Source organism: Octadecabacter sp. B2R22 (assembly GCF_018861045.1).
In the GTDB taxonomy this organism is placed as follows: domain Bacteria; phylum Pseudomonadota; class Alphaproteobacteria; order Rhodobacterales; family Rhodobacteraceae; genus Octadecabacter.
Genome location: NZ_JAHKQJ010000007.1, coordinates 899511 through 918422 on the forward strand (window position 1 = coordinate 899511; position 18912 = coordinate 918422).

The following is an 18912-nucleotide window of genomic DNA, read 5'->3' on the forward strand; positions in this document are numbered from 1 at the left end:
ACCAACTGAGCTACAACCGCCCACTGTCCGCTGATTTGCATCAACGTGAGGTGCTTCTAGGTGTGACAGCCTACCCCGTCAAGCCACAAGCAACAGTGATTTGCAGCTTTTCGCAATGGCGTGGCTACAACATGCAGTAGGACAAGGGTTTCAGACCGCAACGTGGGTACAAATAATTCAAAAACCCTTTGATTTCACTGCAGAATCCCCGCAATCCTATTGATGCTCGCTATCTACACCCTGGGGAGGGTCTTATGGTTAATCTGTCGCGGCGCCATGCATTGGCGGCCGGTCTTGGCTTTGGTGCCGCCACATTGGCGGGGTCTCGCGCGTCTGCGCGCCCCCTGATCCGGCTTCCTGATGATCTGGTGCTGTCAGATGCTGCCACTATTACGGCCGTGCGGACCCCTTCCCCAGTTGTTGCAATGACGTTTGATGACGGGCCCCACCCGACCCATACGCCGCGTTTACTGGACATGCTGCGCGAACGTGGCCTTCGCGCGACCTTCTACCTCATCGGGAATCGGGTTGTTCAATATCCCCAGATCGCCCGCCGGATCGCCGAAGAAGGCCATGAGATCGGCAACCACAGTTGGTCGCACCCGTTTTTGAACAATTATAGCGACCGATCGGCGATCCTAGAGATCGATCAAACCACCAACGCGATTTTTCAAGTCACAGGTCGTCCCCCCGTGACGTTCCGCCCGCCCTACGGGGCTTTCACGCGGCGCCAACGCACATTGCTTCATGACACGCGCAGCCTTCCGACGATCCTGTGGTCCGTGGACCCGCAAGATTGGCGTCGCCCGGGGTCGAACGTCGTTGCAAACCGAATCCTCAGCCACACGCAGCAAGGTGGAATCATCCTCAGCCATGACATTCACCGCGGGACCGTTGACGCCATGCCGCAAACGCTAGACGGGCTGACAGCGCGCGGGTTGCACTTTGTAACCGTAAGCCAAATTCTCGGCTGGCCCCTGTGGCAGTCGCGAAATTTCCGCATGGTTACGGAATCGGGCTAACACCACAGGACGCCATCGCGAACCGGTGTCCCGGAGGCGGAACTCTGTTTGGCAATCGGGGGGAATGGTGGGTCGTGAGAGGCTCGAACTCCCGACATCTTCGGTGTAAACGAAGCGCTCTACCAACTGAGCTAACGACCCGATGAGCAGCGTTTAGCGCCCCTCTTCGCGGGGTGCAAGCCTCATGTTAGCAATTTTTGCACACCGTCTTTTAAATGATAAACACAGCCCTGCCCGCCGTGGATCGACGGGTTGGCCAAGGCGTGTTCTCCGGCGACAATACTGCGGATCGCACGGCTGGTGATTCCATGGGTGATCAAGACCGCAGGCCCTTTAAGATCGGCTAAAAACGCAGCCGCACGGGCCGTTACGGCGGCAAACCCTTCCCCTCCTGGGGCCATCTCGTATTGGGCCAATTCAGGATCCGGCCCGTCCGGCATCGGCAAATCATTCCGCAAGCGGCCTGACCACTCGCCGACGCCAATTTCGCGCAATCTGATGTCTGTATGAATCGATTCTGCTAAAACCCCACAGGCAAGCCCCGCCGTTTGGAAGGCACGCCCCGATGGGCTGGACCAAAATGCGAATCCTTCCAGATCAAGACCGCGTAGGATTTCGCCTTGGCGCGCCGCATCTCTCTGCCCTTTGGCCGTCAAAGGGGAATTCAGCCACCCCTGCATGCGGTTTTCTGCGTTCCATTCGGTTTCACCGTGGCGAAGGATATATAAGTCTGGATAAGTCATGTGCAGTGCCTATCTCGCACGCGCAAAGATCAAAAGCCCTGCCCGATAGAATCATTGATTAGAAAACCAAATAGCCCGATAGAAGAAATGCATCTCTCGCCCGCGGGAGAGTCTGGGCCTTGACCCAGCGCCGAAGGAGCAACGACCCGGAAACTCTCAGGCACACGGACCGCGGGTGAATAGCAATCTGGAGAGCGGCGGCACATATTGCTGCCCACCGAAGGAGAAGTCGCGATCTGCGCCCTAATGGGCATGCGGCGAAACTCTCAGGTTCCCTGACAGATGGGTTCATCGCTGGCTTTTGCTGGCCTATTTGAACGTCTGAGGGGACCTAACTCATGAATAAGATTGCCGTAATCGGTGCTGGCATCACCGGAATCACCACAGCCTATGCCCTAATCAACCGGGGCTTTGACGTCACCGTGTATGACAAGAACCGCTATGCCGCGATGGAGACGTCGTTTGCCAATGGCGGGCAGTTGAGCGCCTCCAACGCCGAAGTCTGGACCCAATGGTCTACGATCCTCAAAGGGATCAAGTGGATGACACAGCGCGGCGCGCCCTTGTTGGTGAACCCGAAACCAAGCTGGCACAAGTATTCTTGGATGGCGGAATTCATGTCCAACATCCCTAACTACCGCAAAAACACGATCGAAACTGTGCGCCTTGCGATCATGGCACGTGAACATTTCATCTCCCACGCCGCGACAGAAGGTTTTGATTTTGCGTTGGAAAAGCGTGGTATCTTACATGTTTACGACTGCAAGCCAGACTTTGATGGTGCTGCCAAGGTCAACGCGCTGCTTAAGGAAGGCGGGTTGGAACGCCATGCGGTCACGCCCGAGGAAATGAAAACGCTCGAGCCCGCGTTGCAGGGCAATTTGTACGGCGGCTACTACACCGAAACCGATTTCACCGGCGACATTCACGCCTATGCTAAGGGCCTCGCCGAAGCTTGTGAAAAGCGTGGCGCGGCGTTCCATTACGGCTGCGGAGTGGACACCCTCACCGCGCGCAATCCTGGTGTAGACGTGGGGTGGCATGACAAGGATGGCAAAGGGTCCGACCACTTTGACGGGGTTGTCATCTGTGCTGGTGTCCAAAGCCGCGATCTGGCGGCACAAGTTGGGGACCGCGTGAACATCTATCCCGTCAAAGGCTATTCAATCACAGTCCAGATGGACGATGACGACAGCCGCGCAGCGGCCCCTTGGGTATCCCTGTTGGATGACAAAGCCAAAATCGTCACATCGCGCCTTGGGCCCGATCGGTTTCGCGTGGCGGGAACGGCTGAATTTAACGGCTATAACAAAGATATCCGCAACGATCGGATCGAACCTTTGGTGAAATGGGTTGAAAATCTATTTCCAGACGTCAGCACCGAACATGCGGTGCCGTGGGCTGGGTTGCGCCCGATGATGCCAAACATGATGCCCCGCGTCGGAGCCGGCAAAACACCCGGTGTGTTTTACAACACAGGCCACGGGCACCTTGGGTTCACTCTGTCAGCCGCGACCGCAGAACTTGCCGCAGATGCCGTGCTGCAAGCGTCGCAAAGCAATTCTGTCGGCGCAGACCTGAGCTAATTAAAACGGCACGTGAGGTTTCCCCCACGTGCCGTCTCCTCGCTGACCAGCTGCGAGTTTATTCAGCGGCGACAGGCGCTTTTGAGGGGCCATTGTCGCCTTTAGGTTGGCGCACCTTCAGGGTCATGATCTTTGCATTGGCTACGTCTTTGACGCGCTTGATCATAACCTTGCCAAGAGGCGGCACTGTTAATTCTTCACCGTCAGCCAAGGTGCGGCCCAAGACGGTCAACATCGCCTCAACCACAGGCTTGACGTCTTTCTTTTTCATTCCAGTTTCAGCCATCACACGGTCAATCAGCTCGGGCTTTTTGATCGGGGTCGCGGTCACGACTGGCGTTACGGATTCAACAATCGTTGCCTTTGTGGCGGGCGCAGGGGCAGCTTTAGCCGCGGCTGTGGTTGTCGTTTTCGTCGTCGCGGCGGCAGTTTTTGTTGTTGTTTTTGCCTTTGGCGTCGTGGTTTTTGTGCTGCGGGTGGCCATTGCTCTCTCCGATCAAAGCCACTTGATTGTGGCCCTTTGAGAAACAATAACCTGAAAATGTTATTATTCCCATGGGGATTCTTGCAAAAAGTGGCCCTTGCGGCGCGTTTGCCGCGCCCAACACCCCAATGTCGCTTGACCCCATCCGCCAAAACCAAGACAAATAAGGCGTTTTAAATGGGGATGTTACTATGACTAAGATTTTTGCAATCGCAGCACTTCTGTCTGCAACAACAACACTGACTGCCACTGCCGGCGGTATGGGCGAACCTGTGATGGAGCCACACATCATCGTTCAGGAAGCCGAAACCTCGTCCAGCAGTGCTGGCCTTGTACCGCTAATGGTTTTCGTAGCTCTGGTTGCGGTGGCGTCTGCCAACTAAGCTGCGCCAGTCATTTCTTACAATAAGGGCGCCTGAGGTCTCTCAGGCGCCCTTATTGTTTTTACATTTTTAAGAGGCTAGTGAGCCGTCGCCCCTGCCCCGCCATCACGCGCGCGCAAGGCGGCTTCAGCTGCGGCTGCATCCTCGGCCTCTTGGTCCCACTCAACCGCCTTAGGCGATGAAACAAGCGCATGCTCCAAGACTTCTGTGACGTGCGTGACGGGAATAATCTCCAGTCCTTCTTTCACATTGTCCGGAATGTCGGCCAAATCTTTGACGTTCTCTTCTGGGATAAGAACCGTTTTGATGCCGCCCCGCAAGGCCGCCAAAAGTTTCTCTTTCAGACCACCAATCGCAGACGCATTGCCACGCAAGGTCACTTCACCCGTCATGGCGATGTCTTTGCGCACTGGGATCTTTGTCAGAACAGAAACGATCGCAGTGACCATCGCCAGACCGGCAGATGGACCATCCTTTGGCGTAGCTCCGTCAGGCACGTGAACGTGGATGTCCAACTTATCAAACGCAGGCGGTTTCACCCCGATCTGCGGTGAAATCGAACGCACATAGCTGCTTGCGGCGTCGATGGATTCCTTCATCACATCGCCAAGCTTACCTGTGGTCTTCATCCGGCCTTTACCTGGCAGACGCAGTGCTTCGATGTTGAGCAATTCGCCCCCCACTGACGTATAGGCCAAGCCTGTGACAACACCGACCTGATCGCTCTCTTCGGCAAGACCAAAGCGGTGCTTTTTGACACCCAAGAACTCTTCGATGTTGTCCTCGTTGACGACAATCGTCTCAGCTTCTTTCTTCACCAGCTTTGTCACTGCTTTACGGGCGACCTTTGCGATCTCACGCTCAAGGTTCCGCACACCGGCTTCGCGGGTGTAATAACGGATCATGGACGTCAGCGCAGAATCCTCAAGTGTGAATTCCTTAGCCTTAAGGCCATGATTTTTCATCACTTTATCCAGCAAGTGCTGCTTTGCGATTTCGCGTTTTTCGTCCTCGGTGTAACCAGACAACGGGATGATCTCCATCCGGTCCAGCAATGGGCCCGGCATGTTGTAGGAGTTGCTTGTCGTCAGAAACATCACGTTGGACAGATCGTATTCGACTTCCAAGTAGTGATCCACGAATGTGCCGTTCTGTTCTGGATCAAGCACCTCAAGCATCGCGGATGCAGGGTCGCCACGGAAATCCTGACCCATCTTGTCGATCTCATCGAGCAAGATAAGCGGGTTTGTGGTTTTCGCCTTTTTCAACGCCTGAATGATCTTACCCGGCATAGAGCCGATATACGTCCGGCGGTGGCCACGGATTTCAGATTCATCACGCACGCCGCCAAGGGAAATACGAATAAATTCACGTCCCGTCGCCTTGGCCACAGATTTACCAAGCGACGTCTTACCCACACCCGGAGGACCGACGAGGCACATGATTGGCCCCTTTAGCTTTTGGCTGCGCTGCTGCACGGCAAGGTATTCAACGATGCGTTCTTTAACCTTTTCAAGGCCGTAGTGATCGCCGTCCAAAATCGCCTCGGCTTTGCCAAGGTCCTTTTTGGTGCGGGATTTCTTGTTCCACGGAATGGACAAGATCCAGTCTAGGTAGTTGCGCACGACAGTCGCTTCGGCGGACATCGGCGACATGTTCTTGAGCTTTTTAAGCTCACCGTCGACCTTTTCCTGCGCTTCTTTGGACAGTTTGGTTTCAGCGATCTTGGCCTCAAGCTCGGCCATTTCGCCCTCGCCCTCTTCTCCGTCGCCAAGTTCCTTCTGAATGGCCTTCATTTGCTCATTCAAATAGTATTCGCGCTGGGTGCGTTCCATCTGGGTCTTAACGCGCGTTTTGATCTTTTTCTCGACCTGCAGAACGGACATTTCGCCCTGCATCAGGCCATAGACCTTTTCCAAACGTTCAGAAATGGACAGCGTCTCAAGCAATTCCTGACGCTGCTCGACCTCAATCCCGAGGTGACCAGCAACCAAATCCGCCAGCTTCGCAGGCTCTGTCGCCTCAGATACCGCAGACAGGGCTTCTTCGGGAACGTTCTTTTTCACTTTGGAATAGCGGGTGAATTCTTTGGACACAGAACGGGTCAGGGCCTCGATTGTGGTCATGTCACCGGGCATCTCGGTCAGGTATTCTGCCGACGCCTCGAAATAATTCGCATTCTCATGGAATTCAGTGATGCGCACACGCGCAATGCCTTCGACCAACACTTTAACGGTGCCGTCGGGCAATTTTAACAGTTGTAGCACATTGGCCAGCACACCTGCTTTGTAAATTCCGTTCTGGTCTGGGTCATCTATCGCTGGATCAATCTGGCTGGACAGCAAGATTTGCTTGTCGTCCTGCATGACTTCTTCCAACGCGCTGACGGACTTTTCACGGCCCACGAAAAGCGGCACGATCATGTGTGGAAACACAACGATGTCGCGCAATGGCAGGACGGGATAGGATGAACTCAATGGTTCTTGCATGCTCTTTTCCTTTGTTGGCAAGATCAGCGGTCCCTATTGGTAGGCAACGCACCGATCTCCGGTCTTGGCTTATAGATGTGGGGGTCTTTTGCCCGCTTTCAACCAACTCCGTTTCAGGTTCACGACACTGTGCCTGTGTGGCGTGGTCGCTGCAAGGCAGCAATCTGTCAAAATTGGGGATAACTGGGCAAAATTCGCTGTTCTTTTAAGGTTTTGACAGAAATACCCGTTAAATGGCCCGTCAGGCCGATCGTTAACCGCCCTCCCCCAGCGGTCGGCGTTACGGGCTGCCGATCAGGACTTTATACCCATAGAACTCGCGATCCAGATCTTCTCCTGCTGCGGACGTTCGCGCAAAGTAGTCAAACAACGGATCGATCAGCCGCGCATTCAGGATTTCCAGGGCCACAGCCCGCATTTCATCGAACGCGGCCGCACGGCACATGAACAACTTGTTGGACACATATAGGAATGGCACCAAATCTCCTTGCTTCTGCGTCATGAACCGACCGACAGCCTCGTTCACGCCCAAGGCCAACGGATTCAAGAAATCATCCATCGCCACAATGCCTTTGGGGTGCAGAACCTTGTCGCACAGACGCATGTCGCTAAGGACGGGATCACCATCGTGGCTGCCATCTACGGAAATGAAAACGGGCGCTGCGCCACAGTCACTCAGGACACGTTCGGGCGTCAAACGCGTGCTATCCATACGGTAAAGCGCGACTTCCCCGTCACCGAAGCCTTCTTGCAGATCCCGCTCAACCAACGGGGCCTGCGCACGTGTGAACAAATCATATCCGACGATGCGGCTGCTACGGCCCATCGCGCCACGGATCACCGCAAGGTATTTGCCGCGAAACACGCCGATTTCAACCGCTGGACCAGCGGGAATCTCATGCATCAAACGATATGACACACGAGCCGCCTGCGGCAACAACCACCCCGGAAGCGCGTCAGAAACGGCGATGGTAACAGGTTCGCTCGCGGCATCATCGCGCGATGTAGACAACGATTTCGGAGCTTGTCGCGGTTTTAATCCACGCAGCATCATACGCGCCTCGGCACCGACACGGCGAACAGCCAACCGCAACATAGAGTTTTCCCACATACCAAGATCCTTTATCCCGAACCGGCATATCTTGTGCAATTCCGGCTTACAACGGTTCAATACCCCTTTACGGGCGACTTGCTTGGTACGTCCCCCTCCTGCGCAGAAGGTGCCCGCGCCAATCTCATGCCGGGTCAAGATGTTCACGACACGTCGCCTGTGTGTCGTAGTTGCTGCAAGGCAGTAATTAGTCAAATTTGGGGATAACCGTGTCAATTGTGTAATTTCGGACATTTTTAGGCCCTGATCGCTGTATTTCGCGCATTTCCCCGCCATCTCTTATTAATCGCTTTCGGGGAGCAGCTCTTCGCTGGGCGTCAAAAGCGCGGCTATGGTAACAAACGCGAGCCCCCAATCCCCGCGCCATTCCGCCTCAAGCATCAAGACAACTTGATCAGTGGCATAAGGCAGCACCGTCAGTTGGCCATTGAGCGCTTCGGTGATCTGATAGGTCGCGCTCAGTTGTGGTAGGTCGTCGGGGCCGCAGGGTGTCATCGACACTGCATCCGCGATCCACTCTGCCTCTACGGTTTCCAGCAGGTCATCGACCTGATCCACATCATAAACCACATCCCCCAATTCAGGGCGAAGCAGCGGCATCAGGGTATAAGTGATTTCATCGACCGCGACGTCGCCTGCCTCTGTAATGTTGGCAGCCCCGTCGATCTCGCCTTGGTCATCCAGTGACGCCGTGACGAAAGACCCCGCCCCTTTGTAAATCCAATCCCCCGCAAGGGCGGCGCGAATTTCGGTCGGTTCGTCCCAACCGCACATGCTTTCGGCCTGCGCCGTGCCCGTTAGACAAATCAAAAATGAGGCGACGTATCTCATAGCGGGGCAATGTCGCCCTGCGCGCGGCCCGCATGAAAATCGGACTCCCACGCAGCAAAGGTTCCCGCACTGATGGCGTCGCGCATGCCCTGCATAATATCCTGAAAATATGTAAGGTTATGCCAGGTTAGCAACATCCCGGAAATCATTTCCTGAGAGCGGAACACATGATGCAAATAAGCGCGTGAATAGTTCGAACAGGCCGGACAACGGCAATTCTCATCCAAGGGGCGCGGATCATCCGCATGGCGTGCGTTCTTGATGTTCACGACACCGTGGCGGGTAAACACTTGGCCAGTGCGCCCAGAACGGGATGGCAGCACGCAGTCCATCATATCAATGCCGCGCTTTACGGCGCCAACGATGTCATCAGGTTTACCGACGCCCATCAAATAACGCGGCTTATCAACGGGTAACTGGCTCGGCGCGAATTCAAGCGTGTCAAACATCGCCTCCTGCCCCTCGCCGACAGCAAGGCCGCCAACCGCGTATCCATCAAACCCGATCTCTTGCAGCGCGTCTGCCGATTGCCTGCGCAGATCTTCCTCAAGCCCGCCTTGCTGAATACCGAACAGCGCATGACCCAGACGATCCCCAAAGGCATCCTTTGAACGCTTCGCCCACCGCATCGACATCTGCATGCTGTCTTCAAGGCGTTTACGATCAGCAGGGAGTGCCGGGCATTCATCAAAGCACATCACAATATCAGAGCCGAGAAGCTTTTGAATTTCCATGGACCGTTCAGGCGTCAGGTTGTGTTTGGATCCGTCATAGTGGCTTTGAAACACAACACCTTCTTCTGTCAGCTTGCGCATTCCAGATAGGCTCATCACTTGAAACCCCCCGCTGTCCGTCAGGATTGGGCGTTCCCAGTTCATGAACTTGTGCAATCCACCCAGCTTGGCAATTCGTTCCGCCGTTGGACGCAGCATCAAGTGATAGGTATTGCCAAGCAGAATGTCGGCCCCGGTTTCGCGCACACTTTCAGGCATCATCGCCTTTACGGTCGCAGCAGTGCCCACAGGCATAAACGCAGGCGTGCGAATATCACCGCGTGGTGTCTTCATCACACCGGTCCGCGCTGCACCATCAGTCTTGTTCAACTGGAATGAAAACGTATCAGTCATAGGGCATGCGATACCGTGCGTTTCATAGCGACACAAGCAGTCCGCGCAGGATTATAAAGCCATTGGAAACAATCCGTTTCGCGTAGGACGCATCGGCTACAATAAGTTGACGATAACTTGCCGTAAGGTTAACGTCACATTAATATCACTTAATATTTTTAATTCTAGGGATGCTTAAATGAAGAAATTTTTATCGACGATCGCGGCGACCGCCCTTATGGCAAGTGCCGCACACGCAGCGACGTTTTCGTTTTCTGGCGAGTTTGTGAATGACAACGACGTCGTGATTTTCGAGTTCCAAGTTGGTGCGCTTTCTGACATCAATCTACGCAGCTTTTCGTACGGTGGCGGAACGCAAGCAGACGGAAATGTGGTTGCAGCCGGTGGCTTCGATCCGATCTTGACACTTTTCAACAGCACAGGGGGCTTGATCAACTCTCAGGATGACAGCTCAAATACGACGCCTGACCCAATCACTGGGAATACGTACGATGTAAACCTAGATGTTTTTGCCCTCGCCGCCGGCACATATTCTGTCGCCGTTTCGCAGTACGATAACTTTAATGCTGGTGGTAATTTGTCGGACGGTTTCTTCTATGATGGTGCCGGAAACGAGAACTTCACTGCGGGTATCGCATCATGTTCCAACGCTATCTTCTGTGATGTGAGCGATACAAATCGCACCGGCGCCTTCGCCTTTGACATCTCCGGCGTTGATGATGCGATCATCGTAGTCGATCCGACGCCCAACGTTGTACCGCTTCCGGCGGGTATGCCGTTGATGCTTGCGGGCATCGGTGCTTTCGCGGCGCTTCGCCGTCGCAAGAACCGCGTCTGAGTATCGCAAACGAACCTATGTTAAGCTTGAGGGGCAACAATCATGTTGCCCCTCTTTTTTTTATGGGGCCAGCTTGAAGCGCGGTCAGCTTTTGCTCAAAACGGATGATGTGTCTGAGTATTTTGTACGAAACACATCTTTGGTCTCATCTGCCCTCCTTTACGAGGCCAAACCTAATCCCTATATGTTCTGTCAGGAATTACAGGAACCAACCAAATGACCGATCAAACCGCGCCTCAGTCCGACCCGATGGAAGGCACACCGCTGATCCAGCCGTCAAGCACGGATCACCCGCTTTATGACAACATCGTCGAAGCATGTCGCACGGTCTATGACCCTGAAATCCCTGTAAACATTCAAGATCTTGGCTTGATTTATACGATCCAGATCAATGACGAGAACGAAGTTAAGGTTCTCATGTCCCTTACCGCGCCGGGCTGTCCTGTAGCGGGCGAAATGCCAGGTTGGGTCGCGGAAGCGATTGAACCGCTGGCAGGTGTGAAAACGGTTGACGTTGAACTCGTCTGGGAACCCCAATGGGGCATGGAAATGATGTCTGATGAGGCACGGCTGGAACTCGGCTTTATGTAGGAGGGGCGTAGACCCTTTGGGCTGCGAAACCCATATGCAACCATTTAAGGTTGCGAAATCCATATGCAATCCATTTAAGTTGCTTTTTACGGTTCGCACCCTATAATGGGTGCATGAACAGCGATAGACGCATTACAGTATTGACCGGTGACCTCGTCGGGTCCGTCACCCTTGGCCCCGAAAAGGTCGAGCAGGCAATGGCCGCACTGGAAACCGCCGCCAAGGGGATGGAAAGCTGGACCGGATCACCCCTGCGCTTCACCCGACATCGCGGGGACGGCTGGCAAGCTGTTGTTGAAAAACCAAAATTGGCGATCCGCGCAGCCCTCATGTTTCGCGCAGCGCTGCGCAGCTTGGGCGGCGAATTCGATACGTATATAGGTCTGGCAGAAGGCACGTCACCTGACGTGATCAAGACCGATCTCAACAAGATGACTGGAGCAGTCTTCACACTGTCTGGCGCTGCACTTGAGTTGATAAAGGCCTCGAACCCATCAATTCGCATGGACTATAGAGAGGCTAGGACTGAGAATGCGACCCTAATCCTAGCCGACCACATCTCTCAGTCTTGGACACCGACACAAGCCGAACTCATGCGCGTTGTCCTCTCGCCACAGAATGAAGATATGCCTTACACTGAATTGGCGGAGATTTTCGGTAAGTCGCGACAAACCATAGCAAAATCGCTCGACGCGGCAGGGCGCGATGCCTTCATAATGGCGCTTCACTCACAGGAACGGGAATTGACACATGATTGAGACCGTCACCGCCCTGATCTTTGCCCATGTTCTTGCGGATTTCGTATTCCAGACGAAACGCATGGTCGACACCAAACGCCACCCCGCGACACTCGCCTTGCACGCCGCTCTCGTGCTGGTCACCGCCCAAGCCGCTACAGGCCAGCTTGCAGCGCCGGAACTACTGGTCCTCGCCGCCGCTCACATCGCCATAGACTGCATTAAAACCTACGGAAATTTCCGCGGCATAACGGCCTTTGCCGTCGATCAAGCCGCCCATATCGCCACATTAGCAGCGGTGGCCTGCTATGCGCCTGATCTCTGGGCAACGGGCCAATGGGCCGCCTACCCGCAGGCCCTGCCCGCGATGATCCTCGCAACCGGAGCCATCGTGTCTCTTATCGCCGGGCAACACGCCGTTGCTTTGTTGATGAAACCGCACAGCATGCGCATCCGCAACAACGGGTTGCGCGATGGCGGACGCCAAATTGGCCTGCTGGAACGTGGCCTGATCTTCGTGTTCATCCTCACCGGCTTGCCCCTTGGCGTGGGCTTTCTTGTCGGGGCCAAATCCGTATTACGATTTGGCACCGCGTCACGCGATCAACGCACGGCAGAATATGTTATTATCGGCACATTGGCCTCGTTTGGCTGGGCCATTGTCGCGGCCTTGCTCACGCAATACGCCCTCACCCTGCTTTCCCCCTCTTGAGATAGCGCGCCTCGCACCCTAGATTACACCCAAAGGAGACCGCGCATGTTTGGCATTCCCGGAAAACAGGCTGTCACAATAACTGACAAAGCCGCCACACAGATCGCCAAACTTATGGCCAAAGACGGCACGCAGGGACTGCGCATTGGCGTCAAAAAGGGCGGCTGTGCTGGCATGGAATACACCATGGAATACGTCAGCGACGTTGATCCACTCGACGAAGTTGTCGAACAAGAAGGCGCGCGCGTTATGATCGCCCCCATGGCGCAAATGTTCCTGTTCGGCACAGAGATTGATTACGAAGTCAGCCTTCTCGAAGCGGGTTTCAAATTCAAAAACCCCAATGTCTCCGAAGCATGCGGCTGCGGTGAATCGATCAAGTTCGACGACAGCCTCGCTCAAAACGGATAACAACATGGCCGTTTCCGAGGAAGACATCCAATTTGCGACGGATCTTTTCTTGGGCCTTGGCCCCCTAACAACCCGCAAAATGATGGGTGGGTTGTGTCTCTATTCTGAGGGCACCATCTTTGCGATCGTGCATTCGGATTTCGGCGTCATGATCAAAGGTGACGGCGCGTTCAAAGACGAACTTGATGCCATGGGCCTGACCCGTTGGACCTATCAGCGCGACGGCGCAGCGAAACCAACGGCGATGCCCTATTGGAAACTGCCAGACAGCGCACTCGATGACCCCGAAGAAGCCTGCGATCTTGCACGCCGCGCGCTGGCGTTTCTTTAACGTTTAGTCGTCGTCATCTTGCAAATGCAGGTAGGTTTCATCGAAACGCTTTTGCAAATGATCAACCGCACGAATGACCTCTCCCGATCCAGTCGGCGCGACGTTGGTATCGGCATTCGGGTTGAAGAACAGTGGGATAGATAGGCGTTCCTGCGTTCCACCAATCACGCGGTGCGGTGTGGCGACAACGCGCTTTTGGGTCCACATTTCTAACATCTCGCCGAAGTTGATCACGAATTCACCGACAGGTGCAGACACAGGATACCAGCCCCCGCCCCGTTTGCGCACCTCAAGACCTGGTGTGCCATCCATCGCCAAAAGCGTCAGGCAGCCGTAATCCGTGTGTGTTGCGATCCCGAAGTCCTTTGCGCCAGCATCAGCCGGCCGTGGTGGGTAATAATTCCCGCGCAGCAAAGCCATGGGCTGATCGAACTGTTCTTTGAAGTAACCCGCGTCTTCGCCAATTGCGCCAGCAAGCGCCGCCAAAAGATCACCTGCAAATGCCAACGCACGGGCGTAGTAGTTCTCAATGATGATCTTGAACTCTGCCGGTTCTTCAGGCCACAAATTCGGCGCATAACTAGGAAGATCGGACCCCTTAACCTCAAACCCGCAATCAAACACTTGTTTATAATCAGGATTCGCATCCGGATCGACCTGTTCTGATCCAGCAGCGCCCCACCCGCGGTTGGACCCCGTGTTCGCCATGTTGACCGCTTCTTTTTGCGCCGCTGGCTGCTTGAAGAACGCCGCATAGGTCGCAAAAACCTCGGCAATATCAGTGGTCGGAATTGGCGTGTTGTACAACGTCAAAAACCCAATTTCCTTTGCGGCCACGCGGACCTCTTCGATCACCGCCAAATCTCCGGCAAGAAATGCTTCTGCGTCTATTCTGGGGATTGATGTCTCTGTCACGGGCCGGCCCTTTCGTCTTTGCTTGCGGCTTGCTACATCATGACAAACAGAATGGGGAGAGTGAGATGCGCAAACTTGTTGCAGGAAATTGGAAAATGAACGGCACCAGTGCGGACCTGCCGCAACTGAACACCTTGGCGGATCAACATGGCGATGCATCTGTTGATGTGGTGATCTGTGGTCCCGCAACGCTTTTGAGCCGGATGGCCGATACGGGCCTCAGCATCGGTGGAGAAGATTGCCACCCTTCCTCATCGGGCGCATATACAGGAGACATTTCAGCGACGATGATCGCGGACACTGGCGCAACCTACGTCATTACCGGCCACTCGGAACGTCGCACCGACCACAATGAGGACGACGCATTAATCGCTTCAAAAGCCACTGCTGGCTGGGATGCAGGCCTGCATGTCATCATCTGTATCGGCGAAAGCGAAGCTCAGTATCGTGCAGGTAAAACGCTCGACATTCTACGCGCACAGATGGATCAATCCATTCCAGACGAGGCGACGGCTAAAACCACCACGATCGCCTACGAACCGATTTGGGCCATCGGCACGGGCCTAACACCGACAGCCGACGAAATCGGCGCGGTTCACGCAGCCCTTCGTACCCACCTTGAAACACGCTTTGGGGCCGAAGGCAGCGCCATGCGTCTTCTCTATGGCGGCTCGGTCAAAGCCTCAAACGCGGATGAAATCTTTGCACTGGCCAACGTGGACGGCGCCCTTGTCGGGGGCGCGTCCCTCAAGGCGACCGACTTTTCGCCAATCATCACGGCCCTTGAAAAGGCCTAGTCTACCTTTGTTTCCCAAATACCTCCGCCGGAGGCTCCGACCAAAACAAAAAGCGACGCCCTAACCATAGGGCGTCGCTTTTCAGTTTTCAGGATCAAGGGCGCGCGGAAGCGCACCTTCGGATCAGTTGGTGATGATCTCAGGACCCATGTAGGCCGTTGGCAACATCGTGGACAGCCACGGAATGTAGGTCACCATGATCAAGAACACGAACAACACCGCCAAGAATGGCAACGCCGCGCGCACAACCCGCATCATGGACATATTGGCGACGCCAGATGTCACGAACAGGTTCAAACCAACAGGCGGCGTGATCATCCCGATTTCCATGTTCACCACCATGATGATGCCCAAGTGGATCGGATCAATCCCAAGCTGAATTGCAATCGGAAACACCAGCGGTGCAACGATCACGATCAAGCCTGATGGCTCCATAAACTGACCACCGATCAACAGGATGATGTTCACGATAATCAGGAACGTAATCGGCCCCAGCCCTGCGGCCAACATAGCCTCAGTGATGTGCTGTGGAATTTGCTCATCGGTCAAAACGTGCTTCAGGATCAAAGCGTTGGCGATGATGAACATCAGCATGATCGTCAGCTTACCCGCCTCAAGCAGGGTCGCCTTCGTATCACGGTGAAACAGCGACGGGATCGCATAAATCACGTTCTCGACGTTCGCACGCACAAGGTTACGCCCACCAACAATCATCGACTGGCCAAAACTGCCGCCTGCATGATCCAACCGCTGCGCACCGCGCACCAGTGAGAACGTAAATACCGCAGGAGGAAGAAGCAGAATAAACACCGCACCAAGGGATTGGATAAGCGCAAACAACACCGTCGCATCAGACGCGATAACCTTGAAGATCGCATAGATCATCGGGACCACGCCCAATAGTGCAACCGCAATAAACGCAAGCTTCATGCCCTGCCCCGCAGGAACCGCCTTGGACATCAGCAATGCCAAAACCAATGCGACGACAAAGAATGCACCAGCGGCCGCGAATGCGATCCACATCGGTGCCCCGAACATGAAACACCCAATCGCATAAAGGATGAACGTCACCAGCGTAAAGCCCCACACCCGCAGGCCAAGCAGACCAAGGTCTGCCTCACCCTCCGGCAACCATGACTTACCCTTAAGCGGCCCCATATCGCGGTAGATAAAGATCGAAACGATAAAAGCATATATAGATGCAATTGCGGCCGCTTCGGTTGGCGTGAAGACACCACCGTAGATGCCGCCAAGAATAACGACCATCAAGAACAGGCCCCATGACGCATCGAGGATCGTCGAGAACACTTGCTCAAAGCCCAGCCATTCACCCTTTGGCAAGTTCTTTATGCGGGCGATGACATAGATCGTCACCATCAACATGATACCAGCCAACAGACCCGGAATAACGCCTGCAAGGAACATCCGGCCCACAGATACATCCGTGGCCGACGCATAAACAACCATAACGATGGACGGCGGGATCAAGATCCCCAGCGTACCCGCGTTACAGATAACGCCCGCGGCGAAGTCTTTGGAATAACCGGACTTAACCATCCCCGCGATCACGATCGACCCGACCGCGACAACGGTCGCTGGGGATGATCCAGACAGCGCAGCAAACAACATACAAGCCAAAACGCCTGCAATGGCCAAACCGCCGCGCACATGGCCAATGACGGCAATGGCGAACTCGATGATGCGGCGCGCCACCCCACCCGTCGACATGAACGACGACGCAAGAATGAAGAACGGGATCGCCAAAAGCGTGTAGTGCCCCGCCATCGCCTGATACATGCTTTGCGCAATCGACGCCAAAGAGCTGTCAGAAAACGCCAACAAGAAAAGTGTGGACGAAAGCCCCAACGCCACCGCGATGGGCACGCCAATTGCCAGCAAGGCAATGACCATGCCGAAAAGAATTGCGACATCCATGATTAAGTCTCCTCAGACAGGCTTGCGCCTGCGTCTTCAACAGCATCCTCGGCTTCGTGGCTGACGATCAGTGAATCGATCTCACCGCGCACAAGACGCACCATCAGTTGAACCAACCGATACAGCATCAAGCCAACGGCAAACGGCAACATAGCGTAGGGAATAAAACGAGGGAGCTTTTCATAAGGCTCCCCAAGATTGAACGTGTTCTCAAGCCACGTTTGGGCAAACGGAATTGGCACGTGGTCGGTTTCATACCAGCCCTGATCGCGTGAATTGGCAAAGATACCATCCGCAAACGTCAGGCCAAAGAAACCAGAGCCCTCGTCGGCTGCCACGATGCCTGGAATAACCCGACCTGTCGTCGCATCAAGCCCCGCGAACGGTGCCCAGTAATCCCAAGCGCCTTTCAACAGCAATGCCGCATAAAGGATACAAGCCGCCGCTGCGATGATCCCAAGGATCTTCTTACCCGATGGGCTCGCGAGATTTATGACCGCATCAACACCCAAATGGCTAACGACCTTGAACCCATAAGCAATGCCAAACAAAACCAACCAAGCAAACAGGATGAGTGTGACCTCAAGCCCCCAAATCAACTGGCTGTTAAAGCCATAGCGCATCACAACATTGATAAACGTCACAAGGGTCATCAACCCCAGCAATACCGCGATCAAGCTTTCTTCGATGTTGTGAACAATAGCACCCAAACGCCCCTTGGGCTGAAATGCACCGGACATGTTGTCCCCCTCATATTTTAGAAAGGGCCGGCCACGAACGTAGCCGGCCCAATTGCGTGGGATGGTGGGTGGGGCGTCGTTCCTTTACGGAACGCGCGCCACCTCATCCCTTACAGTGCTGCGTTGATTGCTTGCGCTGCGTCGATGTTTTCTTGACCTACATCGTCAACGAACTGGTCCCAAACAGGACGCATGGTTTCAACCCATGCCGCACGCTGCTCATCTGTCAGCTCAAGGATTGTGCCGCCAGCTTCAAGGATAGACGCCTTGGCTGCTTCGTTCACTGCAAACGCTTCGGCGTTACGTGTTTCAGTCACTTCGCCAAGAATTGTCAGGAACTGGTCACGGACTTCTGGCTCAAGGCCGTCCAGCCAATCAACGGATGTCACGACAAGGTAGTCGATGATGCCGTGGTTGGTTTCTGTCACGCCGTCCTGAACTTCAAAGAACTTCTGGCCCCAAACGTTGGACCATGTGTTTTCCTGACCGTCCACAACACCAGTTTGCAGCGCGCCGTAAACTTCGGAAAACGCCATTGGCTGTGGGGATGCGCCCATCGCTTCCATCTGCGCAACCAGAACGTCAGAGTTCTGAACGCGGAACTTGAGGCCATCAGCGTCTGTTGGCAAAGCCAATGGAACGTTTGCAGACATCTGCTTCATGCCATTGTGCCAGTAGCCAAGACCCTGAAGACCACGACGCTGCATGGAATCGAGCATTGCCTGACCCGCATCAGATGCTTGGAACGCATCAACTGCTTCGATGTTTGTGAACATGAAAGGCAGATCGAAGATACGGAACTGACGTGTGAAGGCTTCGAACTTGGACAACGAAGGTGCCGCAAGCTGAACATCGCCCTGAAGCATCGCTTCAAGAACTTGGTCATCGTTATAAAGCGAAGACTGTGGGAAAACTTCCATGCACATCACGCCGTCCATTTCGGCGTTTACGCGTTCCTGCAACAGGGTTGCCGCGATACCCTTAGGGTGGCGGTCTGTGTTTGTAACGTGGCTGAATTTTACAACGATTTCGCCTTCGTCACAGCCTGCAGTGTCCGCAGATGCTACACCAGCAGTCAATGTCAAAGCAGCAACTGATACTGCGTTCATGAGAAACTTCATTGGTTTCC

At 54.6% G+C, this 18912-nt stretch carries 20 protein-coding genes, 1 tRNA gene and 2 riboswitches; of the genes, 10 read left to right on the top strand and 11 right to left on the bottom strand.

Annotation, left to right across the window (positions count from 1 at the left end):
* The first annotated feature begins 254 nt into the window (after positions 1-254).
* Positions 255-1022: a polysaccharide deacetylase family protein gene (locus KO486_RS09850; RefSeq protein ID WP_216037058.1), complete on the top strand. Its 768-nt coding sequence runs from the start codon at positions 255-257 to the stop codon at positions 1020-1022.
* A gap of 65 nt (positions 1023-1087) precedes the next feature.
* On the opposite strand, the gene KO486_RS09855 is transcribed toward KO486_RS09850, so the two are convergent.
* Positions 1088-1163 (bottom strand) — tRNA-Val (locus tag KO486_RS09855).
* Positions 1164-1204: 41 nt separating this feature from the next.
* Entirely contained in the window at positions 1205-1765 is a 561-nt protein-coding gene (locus KO486_RS09860; RefSeq protein ID WP_216037059.1) for a histidine phosphatase family protein, read from the bottom strand.
* Between the two features lie 93 nt (positions 1766-1858).
* Positions 1859-1947: riboswitch (glycine riboswitch) on the top strand.
* A 1-nt stretch (position 1948) separates the two neighbouring features.
* Positions 1949-2051, top strand: a riboswitch (glycine riboswitch).
* A 52-nt stretch (positions 2052-2103) separates the two neighbouring features.
* Here KO486_RS09860 and KO486_RS09865 point away from each other — a divergent pair.
* Positions 2104-3351 (top strand): D-amino acid dehydrogenase, encoded by a 1248-nt coding sequence (locus tag KO486_RS09865; protein WP_216037060.1) that lies wholly within the window; start codon positions 2104-2106, stop codon positions 3349-3351.
* Positions 3352-3409: 58 nt separating this feature from the next.
* Here KO486_RS09865 and KO486_RS09870 read toward each other — a convergent pair whose 3' ends face one another.
* Complete coding sequence (locus KO486_RS09870) at positions 3410-3835, bottom strand: HU family DNA-binding protein (RefSeq protein WP_216037061.1); 426 nt, start codon at positions 3833-3835, stop codon at positions 3410-3412.
* A gap of 191 nt (positions 3836-4026) precedes the next feature.
* Between KO486_RS09870 and KO486_RS09875 the strand changes: the two genes are divergently transcribed.
* Entirely contained in the window at positions 4027-4218 is a 192-nt protein-coding gene (locus KO486_RS09875) for a hypothetical protein (protein ID WP_216037062.1), read from the top strand.
* 77 nt (positions 4219-4295) lie between these two features.
* On the opposite strand, the gene lon is transcribed toward KO486_RS09875, so the two are convergent.
* The 4 genes from lon to tgt form a co-directional block, all read right to left on the bottom strand.
* Positions 4296-6707: an endopeptidase La gene (gene lon, locus KO486_RS09880; protein ID WP_216037063.1), complete on the bottom strand. Its 2412-nt coding sequence runs from the start codon at positions 6705-6707 to the stop codon at positions 4296-4298.
* Between the two features lie 280 nt (positions 6708-6987).
* A complete protein-coding gene (locus tag KO486_RS09885; RefSeq protein ID WP_216037064.1) occupies positions 6988-7818 on the bottom strand; it encodes a class I SAM-dependent methyltransferase in 831 nt (276 codons plus the stop codon).
* Positions 7819-8100: 282 nt separating this feature from the next.
* Positions 8101-8649, bottom strand: a complete 549-nt coding sequence (locus KO486_RS09890; protein WP_216037065.1) for a hypothetical protein — start codon at positions 8647-8649, stop codon at positions 8101-8103.
* Complete coding sequence (tgt, locus tag KO486_RS09895; RefSeq protein WP_216037066.1) at positions 8646-9776, bottom strand: tRNA guanosine(34) transglycosylase Tgt; 1131 nt, start codon at positions 9774-9776, stop codon at positions 8646-8648. Before tgt ends, KO486_RS09890 begins: the two co-directional genes overlap by 4 nt.
* Positions 9777-9954: 178 nt before the next feature.
* Between tgt and KO486_RS09900 the strand changes: the two genes are divergently transcribed.
* The 6 genes from KO486_RS09900 to KO486_RS09925 all read left to right on the top strand — a co-directional run bounded on the left by KO486_RS09900 (position 9955) and on the right by KO486_RS09925 (position 13396).
* Positions 9955-10614 carry a DVUA0089 family protein gene (locus tag KO486_RS09900; protein WP_216037558.1) on the top strand — a complete coding sequence of 220 codons (660 nt, stop codon included), beginning with the start codon at positions 9955-9957 and terminating at the stop codon, positions 10612-10614.
* A 216-nt stretch (positions 10615-10830) separates the two neighbouring features.
* Positions 10831-11205 (top strand): SUF system Fe-S cluster assembly protein, encoded by a 375-nt coding sequence (locus KO486_RS09905; RefSeq protein ID WP_216037067.1) that lies wholly within the window; start codon positions 10831-10833, stop codon positions 11203-11205.
* A gap of 113 nt (positions 11206-11318) precedes the next feature.
* Positions 11319-11963, top strand: coding sequence for a hypothetical protein (locus KO486_RS09910; protein WP_216037068.1), 645 nt, complete (start codon positions 11319-11321; stop codon positions 11961-11963).
* A complete protein-coding gene (locus KO486_RS09915; protein ID WP_252734640.1) occupies positions 11956-12654 on the top strand; it encodes a DUF3307 domain-containing protein in 699 nt (232 codons plus the stop codon). The genes KO486_RS09910 and KO486_RS09915 overlap by 8 nt, the downstream gene beginning before the upstream one ends.
* Before the next feature lie 45 nt (positions 12655-12699).
* Positions 12700-13065 carry an iron-sulfur cluster assembly accessory protein gene (locus tag KO486_RS09920; RefSeq protein WP_216037069.1) on the top strand — a complete coding sequence of 122 codons (366 nt, stop codon included), beginning with the start codon at positions 12700-12702 and terminating at the stop codon, positions 13063-13065.
* 4 nt (positions 13066-13069) lie between these two features.
* Positions 13070-13396 carry a TfoX/Sxy family protein gene (locus KO486_RS09925; RefSeq protein WP_216037070.1) on the top strand — a complete coding sequence of 109 codons (327 nt, stop codon included), beginning with the start codon at positions 13070-13072 and terminating at the stop codon, positions 13394-13396.
* A gap of 3 nt (positions 13397-13399) precedes the next feature.
* Here the strand turns inward: KO486_RS09925 and KO486_RS09930 are convergent, their stop codons facing one another.
* Positions 13400-14311 carry a 2-oxoglutarate and iron-dependent oxygenase domain-containing protein gene (locus KO486_RS09930; RefSeq protein ID WP_303435558.1) on the bottom strand — a complete coding sequence of 304 codons (912 nt, stop codon included), beginning with the start codon at positions 14309-14311 and terminating at the stop codon, positions 13400-13402.
* A gap of 65 nt (positions 14312-14376) precedes the next feature.
* Here KO486_RS09930 and tpiA point away from each other — a divergent pair, with 65 nt between their 5' ends.
* Complete coding sequence (gene tpiA / locus KO486_RS09935) at positions 14377-15108, top strand: triose-phosphate isomerase (protein WP_216037072.1); 732 nt, start codon at positions 14377-14379, stop codon at positions 15106-15108.
* Between the two features lie 123 nt (positions 15109-15231).
* On the opposite strand, the gene KO486_RS16535 is transcribed toward tpiA, so the two are convergent.
* From KO486_RS16535 to KO486_RS09950, 3 genes are all read right to left on the bottom strand, one after another.
* Positions 15232-17043, bottom strand: coding sequence for a TRAP transporter large permease subunit (locus tag KO486_RS16535; protein WP_216037073.1), 1812 nt, complete (start codon positions 17041-17043; stop codon positions 15232-15234).
* Positions 17044-17045: 2 nt separating this feature from the next.
* Positions 17046-17783, bottom strand: coding sequence for a TRAP transporter small permease (locus KO486_RS09945; RefSeq protein WP_216037074.1), 738 nt, complete (start codon positions 17781-17783; stop codon positions 17046-17048).
* 110 nt (positions 17784-17893) lie between these two features.
* The gene (locus KO486_RS09950) at positions 17894-18904 is read right to left on the bottom strand and encodes a DctP family TRAP transporter solute-binding subunit (protein WP_216037075.1); all 1011 of its coding nucleotides are present in this window, start codon (positions 18902-18904) and stop codon (positions 17894-17896) included.
* Between the last annotated feature and the right edge of the window lie 8 nt (positions 18905-18912).